Source organism: Bradyrhizobium uaiense, from assembly GCF_010811875.1.
GTDB classification, from domain to species: domain Bacteria; phylum Pseudomonadota; class Alphaproteobacteria; order Rhizobiales; family Xanthobacteraceae; genus Bradyrhizobium; species Bradyrhizobium uaiense.
Genome location: NZ_VKHP01000287.1, coordinates 1 through 10,803, shown reverse-complemented (window position 1 = coordinate 10,803; position 10,803 = coordinate 1). Strand labels below are relative to the sequence as shown.

General features: G+C 59.4%; 6 protein-coding genes and 2 pseudogenes. 5 read left to right on the top strand and 3 right to left on the bottom strand.

The annotated features are described in order from the left end of the window. The 4 genes and pseudogenes from FNJ47_RS40440 to FNJ47_RS40430 form a co-directional block, all read left to right on the top strand. Window positions 1-252: pseudogene (locus FNJ47_RS40440) on the top strand (tyrosine-type recombinase/integrase); the annotation flags it as partial. A gap of 20 nt (window positions 253-272) precedes the next feature. Beyond that, a pseudogene (locus FNJ47_RS40435) lies at window positions 273-365 on the top strand (transposase zinc-binding domain-containing protein); the annotation flags it as partial. A gap of 46 nt (window positions 366-411) precedes the next feature. Beyond that, a complete protein-coding gene (locus FNJ47_RS51865; RefSeq protein ID WP_347341779.1) occupies window positions 412-603 on the top strand; it encodes a transposase in 192 nt (63 codons plus the stop codon). A gap of 541 nt (window positions 604-1,144) precedes the next feature. Further along, on the top strand, window positions 1,145-2,965 hold the full coding sequence (locus FNJ47_RS40430) for an NEL-type E3 ubiquitin ligase domain-containing protein (protein WP_163161659.1): 1,821 nt from the start codon (window positions 1,145-1,147) through the stop codon (window positions 2,963-2,965). A 131-nt stretch (window positions 2,966-3,096) separates the two neighbouring features. On the opposite strand, the gene FNJ47_RS40425 is transcribed toward FNJ47_RS40430, so the two are convergent. The 3 genes from FNJ47_RS40425 to FNJ47_RS40415 all read right to left on the bottom strand — a co-directional run bounded on the left by FNJ47_RS40425 (window position 3,097) and on the right by FNJ47_RS40415 (window position 7,996). Beyond that, window positions 3,097-4,083 carry a pectinesterase family protein gene (locus FNJ47_RS40425; RefSeq protein WP_163161657.1) on the bottom strand — a complete coding sequence of 329 codons (987 nt, stop codon included), beginning with the start codon at window positions 4,081-4,083 and terminating at the stop codon, window positions 3,097-3,099. A 245-nt stretch (window positions 4,084-4,328) separates the two neighbouring features. After that, complete coding sequence (locus FNJ47_RS40420) at window positions 4,329-5,627, bottom strand: glycoside hydrolase family 28 protein (protein WP_163161655.1); 1,299 nt, start codon at window positions 5,625-5,627, stop codon at window positions 4,329-4,331. A 539-nt stretch (window positions 5,628-6,166) separates the two neighbouring features. Continuing rightward, on the bottom strand, window positions 6,167-7,996 hold the full coding sequence (locus FNJ47_RS40415; RefSeq protein ID WP_163161653.1) for a hypothetical protein: 1,830 nt from the start codon (window positions 7,994-7,996) through the stop codon (window positions 6,167-6,169). A gap of 1,451 nt (window positions 7,997-9,447) precedes the next feature. Here FNJ47_RS40415 and FNJ47_RS40410 point away from each other — a divergent pair. After that, window positions 9,448-10,803, top strand: a 1,356-nt coding sequence (locus FNJ47_RS40410; RefSeq protein WP_163161661.1) for an MATE family efflux transporter, incomplete at its 3' end; no start/stop codon positions are given.

Genomic DNA, 10,803 nt, shown 5'->3' with positions numbered 1-10,803 from the left:
ACTGCGCGTATCGGAAGTGGTCCTCTTGAAGGTTGTCGACATCGACAGCCAACGGATGTTGATCCGGGTCGAGCACGGCAAGGGCGGCAAGGACCGTTACGTTATGCTCTCGCCTCAGCTTTTGAGGTTTTGCGGACGTATTGGCGGCTCACTCGGCCAAAACGATGGCTGTTTCCCGGCCGCGACGACGAGCGTCCGCTCGTCCCTAACGTGCTGCACGCCGCCTGCCGTTCAGCCTATACGGCGGCCGGCTAGAGCAAGTCGGTGACAGTGCATACTCCTGCCGCAATCGGCATTGCCCGAAGTGCCAGGGCGCAGCGCGCGTGCAATGGCTCGCCGAACGGCAAGCTGAACTCCTTCCCGTACAGCAACGCCCTGCGTGCGATCATCGCGGAACTCGGCGCAACGGCAGTGATCCCGTCAAACCGCACCCGCAAGATCATCATTCCGCACGACGCCGACGCCTACAAACAGCGCAATCGCATCGAGCGCTGCTTCTGCCAGCTGAAACACTTCCGACGCTTGCCAACCCGTTATGACAGGCGAACCGACAACTTTACCGGCTTCATCCATCTCGCAGCCGCAATGATCTGGATGCAGTGAATGTCGATCGGCCCTAGCGCGGCAAATCGATCGATACTGCTGCGAGTTTTGCGGCCATTTCGTTGACCAGATAAGTCCGGCAGGACCGTTTACGGGCAACGTTCTGCCGTTAGCAGGCTTACCTGTCGATTAGCTGACGAGTATCGCTGCAACCCTCAGGGTCGCTCGTTTGCCACGGGATGAGCAAAGCAATCCAGCTTACGGGTGAACCGCTCAAGCTTCGCAATGACCAGTTCGGCAGCACAGCCTAGGCATCTGAGAATGTCGGCGTGAACTCGGCCCTTCGGATCGCCTGCCGCCCTTCATTTCTCGCTACTCGACCGAAAAGGCTCTGCTGGTCGTCGTTGCGCTCTATAGCGAAGCCGCTACCGCCTTGCTTATTCGCCACCGCTCCAATCGTTGTAGCGACGATGGTGCCGGCAGCTGCGTTGCCATCGTTGTCACCGTCGACAGGCTCTGTCAGCTTATCGAAAGCTAAATGCCTTAGGCTCTAAAATGCGTAGTCGTGGACTGAGTCTGCTCAGTCTTTAGGGGGAGTAGGATGGATCCTTTTGAGGCAGGACAGATTCAACGCCAGGGCGGCATGCCTTCCGCATCTTCCGAACAAGAGGGCCGGCAAAACGAGGCCGCGGCGCAGTGGCAGGGAATAGCGGCGGGCTATGCAGCTGCAGATTCAGATCCTGCGGAGGCTAACGAGGATCAGGCGCTTGAGAATTGGGCTGCTGAACCTGAGGTGGGCCCGCTCGAGGATCGCGAAGAAGCGGTCAGGCGAGTGAATGCTCGGGGTGAGGCCCCCACACTGGATCTCGAATCGCTTTTCCTGACTGGTTTGCCCAGGCTTCCGGATGATATCGTCGTGCTCGATATTCCCTTCAACCGGCTTACGAGTCTGCCCGATAACCTCCCTGCTTCGCTCCGGCGTCTCAACGTCAGTGCCAATCAACTGACCAGCCTCCCTGCGCTTCCAACCGAGCTCAGGGGGCTCGACGCGAGCTCTAACCGGCTGACAAGCCTGCCTGAGGTGCTACCTGCTGCCCTGCAGTTTCTCGACGGCCGCTACAATCAATTGACAAACCTGCCCGAACTCCTCCCTGCGCCGCTGGGATTTCTCGACATCGGCCACAATCAGCTGACGAGCCTGCCGGAGGTCCTTCCAGCTTCGCTCCATTTTCTCGATGTCAGCGACAACCGATTGACGGGTCTGCCGGAGGCCCTCCCAGCTACGCTCCGATTTCTCGACGCCAGCGACAACCAGTTGACGAGTCTGCCCGAGGATCTGCTGACGCGATTGGGCGCTGATGCCAGTATAGTTCTGGTTGACAATCCCCTTCCTGAGCAAGTGCTGACGAATTTAGATACAATTTTGGGCGCTGAGGATTACGGCGGTCCGACCGTCCAGCTTACGCGCGAGGACGTAAGTGAACTGTCCGGAACAGACGACGAGCAGGCCGAAGCTCTCACTGAAACAGTCGCGGGCTGGCTCAGGGGCAATCCGAAGGAGGGCGACAGTGAGGTGCTGGCGGCCTGGCAGACTTTTGAAGAAGAGCCGGGCGCCCGGGAATACGCGCTTTTCCTCGACAAGCTGCGAGAATCCGTCAACTCTGACAATGACGAATTCCGCCAGTCGGTCGCCAATGATCTGCGGCAGGCGGCGATAAACCCGCAATTGCGCAAGCGCTACTTCCAACTGGCCCTGGACGCCAACGAGAGCTGCGAGGATCGTAGAACTTTGACCTGGAACGGCATGCAGACCGCACGCCTCATCGCAGACGTCGAGAACGGCGCCTATAACAACAAGGTCCGGCTTCCCGATCTCATCGATCTGGGGCGGGTCATGTTCCGCCTGGACGCGCTGGAGAAAATTGCGCGCGAGAAGGTTCGCTCGCTAAGCTCGGGCAACAACGTCGAAGGCATCGACCCCATTGAGGTCTTTCTTGCTTATCAAAATAAACTCCGCGAGCGGCTGGGATTGCAACACGTCGCGCCGGACATGCGCTTCTTTGAAGTCTCCGGCGTCACCGACGCTGACGTTGATAGCGCAGAGACATCCGTGCGGGACAAGGAGGCGGCGGAATTCGCCGACTATTTGGCGGTGGACTGGCAACCTTGGGACGACGTTGTGCGTCACATCGTACCCAAAGACCATGCCATGGCGCACGACGAGCTCATTGCTGCAATGGGGACGGAGTTCGCCAGCCGGCTGCAGCAACAGCTCACCGACAAAGGTTTGATCGGGGTCGGATCTGACCTTGTCGAGGACGCGAAGCTACAGTTGGGTGCCGCGGTTCGCAAGGAAATTGCCCGCGAGATCAAGGGCGCCCTGAGAGACAAGGTGCTCAACGACCACGGCCTGAAGCTGTGAAGCGGGCTTTGGCTGCAGGAGGCTCAATTCATGCCTGATGGCGTCGGTCATCGGCCGAGAGCCTTGCGCGGCAAGCGTAGAACCAGACGGCGGAGCGCCGATCCAGATTTCGGCGTTGCTCGACTCCTGTTTCATTCCCACCGCTCGTTCGGCAGCCAATCTGTGGCACCCCCGAAGAACACCCTCAATGACCATCTCACAGCTTCGCGATCCGTCAGTTGATGGGAGTGAGGCTCGCGGCCAGAGGGATTGGCCCCGATTCCCGAGGATTTGTATTCAGCATAATAGCTCGTCCTCAACGCGTTGGTCTTGCCCGGATCCCATTCACGCCAGCCTTCCGCGATGATGGGTACATCTATCTTCGTCGACAGGAAGACCACAGTCGCATACGGACGCCAAGGCCGGCCAAGCGCAACGTAGCGCGCAGCGGGCTCGGCAGTCAGCCTGCAATGATCGAAGACGTAAGCACTGTCCTCCTCCGGCGCCTCTTTGCTCTGGGCAGTATACACGATGGCCTGATTGGCGATGCCATGCAACTCACAGTTCCGGAAGTAGGCCTTGGCGTTGCCGAATATGAAATCGACATGCCCCTCGATGTAGCACTCCGAGAAGTATTGTCGTGACATTCGGCCGTTCGGCCCCTTGCCGGCAAACAGCGTGTCCTGGGCGCCGAGCAGGCGGACGCGCGTAATGACGTCCCTGTCTCCCGTAACGGACAGCGCTACTCCTTGCGATGGGGGATTGGTTGGATTGAGCGCGTAGTCGTTCTGGATGGTCAGATTTTCGATCCGGACGTCATCGCCAGCGGCATCCAGTGTAGCCGAACGCGCGGTTCCTCCCGCATTGATTGCGTCGTCGCCATACACAATGACCGTATCCTCCGGTTTGCCGCCAGTCCCTACGATATGAATACCGGATTTGGAGGTTTTGACCTTCTCGCGATAGGTCCCCGGCGCGATCCGAATTTCCCCGCCTTGCGCCGGCAACGCGTCGACGGCTTCCTGCACGGAGCGATAGTCCGCGTTTGCGGCATGCGACACCGATATTGCCTCGGCGTATGCTGCCGGGATGCAGCAACATCCAGCCAGAAGCGCGGCGGACGTCAGGAACATTCGCATTTGATCTTCCCCTTGGTGCCGTTTGCGGCGCGTCCGATGCAGTCGATGTAACGCGCCGCCGCGCTATAGCCTCGCGGATGGTCGATACTTTCCTCGCCGAACCAGAACCTGTGCGTAACTCTGGCGATGTCAGCCCTTGCAAACCAATCGCGCAACGGGCGCGGGCCATCAGGGCTCACCTTCCGCAATCTCGCCAGTTCAAGCCTATCGATGCGGGCTCTCCCCTGCCGGCGCCAGAGTAGCGCCTAGCGGTTAGCGTCTCGGAATGCCCTAGAACAAGTGTCCGATCCGCGCGACAACGTCTCTGCAGCTTGCCCCGGCAGCGGCGGCGACACGTCAGAGTGATCGGCGGTCACCTTTGCATGTTCGAGCTGCCAGATCGCGGAACTGGCAAATCGGACATCCTCGAGCTTCACGTCAAGGACATGACGCTCGTCTGCGCCGCGCATCACCAGTGCGCCATCGTCGCCACGCACATGGCGCAGAACAATCTGCCGATAGACCGGAATCCTCGAGCCCTGCGCGCGCGGATCGTATTTCGCATCGAACGCCAGCGGCCAGCGGTTGCCCCTCAGGCACACGTTTTCATAAGTCACGCGCTCGACCAGGCCACCTCGACTGACATCGCTCTTGATGCGCAGACCAGACGTCGTTCCATCCAGCGTCAGATTACGCACCAGTATGTCGCTGGCCCCGGAATTCACCTCGCTGCCGATCGACATGCCGTGCCCCCAGCCGAAATAGTTATCAATGATCGAGATATGGCTGCTTGAGCCATTATCGCCGGCCTTGATAGCGACGTTGTCGTCTCCCGTTCGGATGAAGCTGCGGGTGATGGTCACATCCTGGCTCGCGCCAGGGTCGATACCGTCGGTATTGCGGGCGTCCGCTGGGGCATCGATCGTGAGGCCCCAAAAAGTGGCACCTTCGACCCGGTTCATCGCGATATGAAAATTGGGTGCATTGCGCAAGGTGACACCCGTGACCGTGATGTCTTGCGCATGATCGATCTGGATCAAGCGCGGGGCGTTTTGGTTGCCGCCCTCGACTTGGGCGCGGCGGGCCAGTTGCCACCAGGTTTCGGCGCTCCCGACCATGGTTGCACCGCCCTGACCATCGATGATGCCGTCCCCGTAGATACCGCCGCCACGGGCTTTGGAAAAGCTGATGAACGGCCGGCAACCATCGCCCTTGCCGGAGATGCGACCACACTGTCCGCGGCCCTTATCGTAAGCAGCAGGTTGGGGGATGGCGATGAGCTTGGCGCCTCGTCCGATCCATAACGTCACGCCCGATTTCATTTCGAGCGGACCCGACCGGAACTCGCCCCGCCCTAAATATACGGCGGCCCCCGACGGACATTGGTCGATGGCATCTTGCAAGGTGACCGTATCTTGCTTGCCGGACGGCACGGGCCGGTCGCACACCGTCTGTGGTGCGATAGGTTCGGTAACGATGCGACGATCTTGCGCGTTGGCGGCCGGACAGAGAATGATGCAGGCAATGATGGATAACAGACTGCATGCTCGAAAAGGCTGTGTCATCGACCTCGTCTCTTTGCCGCGTGGATCGATGCGGCCTAACTGTCTTGCGCACGCGAACCGATCCGCCGCGGCTCGCCTCACTCGCCGCGCAAGATGACATTTATAAGACGCAGAGGCTGCATGGAGTTTTACGCGCGCGCACCAGCATTGCTGCAAGGGGCGATGAACGGCCCTGCAAGGGGGCACGCGATTTCGCCGATCAGCTCATAGCTGAGAGAGGCTTGCGCGCGGGTCACACCTGCGGCTTAGGTAGGAAGACTTACAAAATCACCTGCAATCCGCCATCGACGTCTTCAGTCATGAACTGAGAGTTGATCACGTGCCGACAGGGAACATGCTCTGCGCTACAAAATGCATCCTGATCTAAAGCTCCAGGAGTACTTTGCGCGAAAAGCAATCCAGTTGAGCCATGGCGATCGAAGCAAAGCCGGCTGAAAGCCAAGGTGATACGCTCGATAACGGCTAGACGTGCCGTGGGTGCCGCAAATTAAATCGGCCGCCAGAGAAACTCAGGGCTCTGCGGCGATCCCTCGTTTGGTCTAATAGTCGCTTGGCAAGCGGCGAGGCGGTTGAAGCATGGCTGGGGATGCCGGCTCATCGTCAAGCAATCGCCGAAGCTCTCCTGGTGGCATCTGCTCTTCGTTGAATATGAACCCATCTGGATCCGCCGGGACCGGCAAATTGTCGACTGACCGATTTATACCAATCGACGCGGGGTCATCATCCAGCAGCCTGCGGAGCTCGCCTGGTGAGAACGGCATGTATTCGAAGTCGATACTGTCGGAACCGGCGACAAGGTTCGGCGACCAGCCGGTGAACTGGTCCGCTCTGCTGGTTGCGGGCGCATCATCGAGCAGTCGACCAAGTTCGTCCGGAGAACGCGGCAGGGAACGGAAATTGAAGACATCTGGATCGATCGGGACTGCGAATTGATCCGGTACAGACGGCATCGGGTCATCGCCCAGCAGACGCCAGAGCTCGCCAGGAGAAAGCGGCGGTCGAGCGATGACAGAAGCTTCCGTATCGACGGCGCCTGCTCGCTCGTCGGCGAGTTGATTTGGCTGTGGCGGCATGGGTTCACCATCTAACAGTCGCGACAGCTCTCCCGGTGAAAGCGGAAGGGGCGCGAAAATAAACGCCTCCGGATCTATTGGGCCTGCGGCGTCATCGGCGAACGGATCCGGATCGAACTGAACCGGCTCATCCAGTTGCGAGCGCTCCGCCGGAACCAACTGCGGGAGGCTCGGGGTGAACCGCCCTGCGTCAACGGTGATCGAGTGCGGATATTGAGCATTCAGCACGCGTCTTCGCTTTGCCAGCCGCGCGGTGGGATCCTCTGGATCGGATGTCAATTCTTCGCCCCGGGCCGGAAGCGGCAGCGAGGTCGATTCATCGTCGGGTCCGCCCGCAATATGCTCGCGCAGCTCCTGCTCCATCCTCAGAAGTTCGGGAGCCTCGGCTACGAGGGACCACTCGTCGACGTCATTATCCAGCAGCCGGTAAAGTTTCTCGGGGATGACATCGGAGCTTGACGAGCCGGCGGCGGCCATGCTTTCGGCCCGCTCAACGCCGTCCAATGCGGAAGACCCGCCCTTGAGAGCTTCTCCCCCTCCTCGATGCTCGCGGAGCGCACAGAGCGAACCGGTCATTCTCTTCCAGTTCTCCGGAAAGACTTGTTCGATAAATTTGGACAAGGCAGCATCGCTCGTTCCCGCAATGGTCTCGCCGCGGGCCCCCAGACTGTTCGACAGTTTGCGAAGCGTCGTGCGATGGTGCTGGACGGTAGGCGGCGCCCAATGCTTTGTATTGACACCTTCTTCTATAATGCTTTCGATAAGCGGAGCATCAGCCTCGGTTGGGGCAACAGGTCTACGCCCGGCGGTTGCCGAAGACGCGCGACGTATGCGCCCAGCAGGCGCGCCACGTTTACGCTTTCCAACCCCGCCACGCAGCTCCTGGAGCGCCTGCAATGCAACACCTACATGCTTGTTCTTCTTGAACACCCTCTCAGAAAGCTCACTCAACGTCTTGTTATCACTTCCTTCGAGCGATTGGCCTCTCTCGCCCAGGTAAGCTGCCACCTTGTAGAGCATCTGAGTATACTTCTCAGTCGACGCGTGTGACAGCTTTCGGCGCTTGCTGACGCCCTCCATCATGGCCCAAATGTAATCGCGATCCGTACCAGACACATTGGCCGGCGGTTTGCGGCCGGGATGCCCGTGAACGCGGCCGCTATCGGCCATCCGCGCTGCATCCAGCTGTTGCTCAAACGCGTCTTGTTCGGCCCGAGCTTGCTGCTCTTCCAGATCGGCGTTCTGTACCGGTGCTGAAACTGCAGAACCAGACGCGTCGAAATCATGCGAGTCCACGCACAAACCTCACCTCGAAGCCTATCCACGTTAGTTCGTATTCGTACAAGCTTTCGAGAAGCTGACGAAATCGCTCTCCGCATATGGCTTTCGACGTTCCTCGAACCCTCTTTTTAGCATCCGCGAGCACAGGTGATTGCCATCATCAGCCCCTGCTCGAGGCCCCCTGAGGAACACAGTCAAGCAACTCTCATCAACATCCAGGCGGCGCCAAATGAGGCTGGTCAGCTTCCCCGATCACGGGAGCGTGACGTGCCTCGATCTTGGCGAGCGATCACGGCCGATACGCACTCTGGCTTAGCTCTCTAACAAAGAGATTGAACACCTCCGCGTGAGCGCCCTATCCGGAAACATGGTGTCCCGCCGGAACCGCGGACGATACGTCCTCTGTCAGCTTGACCAATCAAAAGCGCGTCGGCCGGCCAAAGCACCGCGAACAACAAAAAACGAAGCCGATAGAAGAGCCGCATCTTGACATCCATTCGGCAGTCGGTTCGCAACACGATAGATATTGAAGGCTTTGAGCCTCCGGGTTCACGAACGTCCGTTGCATTTAACGGTCCCAGGATCGACTCGTGAACGTGGCAGCCAGCGGGTCGACAGGATCATTGACGCTCTAAGATTTGCGCGGCCGCGCCTTACGCGCCGCAGTGTCTGCCGCAGATTTCTGCTGGCGTTCATCGGTTGGCGCCGACACTGATAGACAGTCAAGCCTCCGCTCAAGCTCCGCCAATTCTGCCTTACATTCGGCTATGACCGATTGGGCGCGAAGCAACTTGACCCTGAGCTCGTCCCGTTGCCTGAATAATTGCTCAGGATCCCGATCATCCTGCATCAGCTCAATCATCTGCCAGCGCAAGCCCCGATGCGTCGTTGTCGCTCAGCTTCAAGTGAACGGCTGCTCGCCCGAGATGACCGATAGAAGAGCTCAAGCCGTGCTCATTGGAGGGATTGGATGGTGACCGTTCGAAACGCGACCTGAAGGTAACAAACGTCGCCATGCAGGAGCGCGCGCTGTGGAGCGCACCTGCAGAGACTTCTGACATTAACCGATCCGGAAAACTTCATCTGAAAACCCGAATGTGTTGCTCGAGAAACATCATGTCCGCATAATCTTCTCGCATCTTTCAAGCAATCCACATGCCAAATCCGCTTGAAATTTTCATTGGGGAATGATGCGCCTCCCGCGGCATTCACTCGCTGCAAACGTTCTGTCGTTGCGGTTGAGACAAGCGGCGTCTGAAGCGAGACAGTCGACGTCGCAAGCACAACGCTCATAACAGCGACTGCCTTCCTTGCCGGCCAAAACGCTCTCACCATTTTTGAGCGGGGCGTCATCGATTGAGAATATGCTATCGCAATGAGAGTGCCGATGACGCGACCGTGATCGCGCGAATTTCGCATCAGCGGGTCAATTGGCTGAAGCGCGCAATCCGGAGCGGCGGCATTCGATGAGAAAGACTGGGGACGCCACGCACCGATCATCCTGGCCTCACCGATTGGCCAAATGGGGGGCTTGCCACCACCTCGGTGGCGAACTCGCCGCAACAGCGACACTCGCGACCCCGATCGCACTCACGCAGCTTGCACAGATCGCGATGATGGCGACGGATCTGGCCTGGATCGGCCACATCGGCACCGAGGCCCTCGCGGCTGCCGCGCTCGCCGGTATGATCTTATCGGTTGGCCTGACCTTCGCAGCCGGCGTGATCTCGGCAGTAGGGCCGCTCGCGGCGCAAGCACGTGGCGCGGCAAACCCAGCCCTAGTACGGAGCTCGCTGCGCATGGGGCTATGGATTGCACTCGTTCTATGGGCGCCGATCATGATTTTGCCGGTGCGAGGCGAACAAATCGTGCTTGCGCTTGGCCACGAGCCAGCTATCGCGCGCTTAGCTCAGCAATATCTGCTTGGGCTCACCTGGGGTATCTTGCCGGCGCTGTGGTTTTTGGCGATCCGCAGTTTCATGGCAGCGGTCGATCGCCCGGCGCCGGCCTTGTGGATCACGCTCGCGGCCATTCCGACCAACGCACTGCTGGCCTATCTGTTGATCACCGGCAAATTCGGCTTGCCGCAGCTTGACTTGTTCGGAGCCGGCCTTGCGACGAGCCTGGTGAACAGTGGGACCTTTCTGGCCGGTATTTGGTTCGTTGCATGCTGTCGTCCTTTTCGCGACTACCAGGTGCTCCGATATCTTTGGCGGTTCGATTGGCCATTGATGCGGGAGTTCCTCGTGGTCGGCACGCCGATTTCGATCGCGATTTTCATGGAATCGGGTCTTTTCTCTGCGACGGCGCTCCTGATGGGTGCGATCGGCACTACAGCGGTTGCCGCCCATCAGATCGCATTCCAAGTTGCAGCCGCCCTGTTCATGATCCCGTTTTGCATCGGAATGGCGGTGAGCGTGCGCATCGGACACGCACTCGGCCGCAACGATGTATCAGGTATCAGACAGGCTGGTTTTGCCGCCATGCTGCTTGGAGTCCTGATCGCGGCGATCGCTACGATTGCGGTGGTCGGCACGCGCTTTGAAGTCGCCGAGCTGTTCGTCGACCAGTCGGCCAGCAATGCGGACGCCACGATCAAGCTGACTGCAGCTCTCATCCTTGTCGGCGCGAGCTTCTTCATTACTGATGCACTTCAGAGCATTGCAGCCGGTGGCCTGCGCGGCTTAGGGGACACGCGCGTGCCGACCACCGCAATCGTAGCGATCGCCGCGATCAGGACTCCAAGCAGCATGGCGGCAAAACCAGCCTGTCTGATACCTGATACATCGTTGCGGCCGAGTGCGTGTCCGATGCGCACGCTC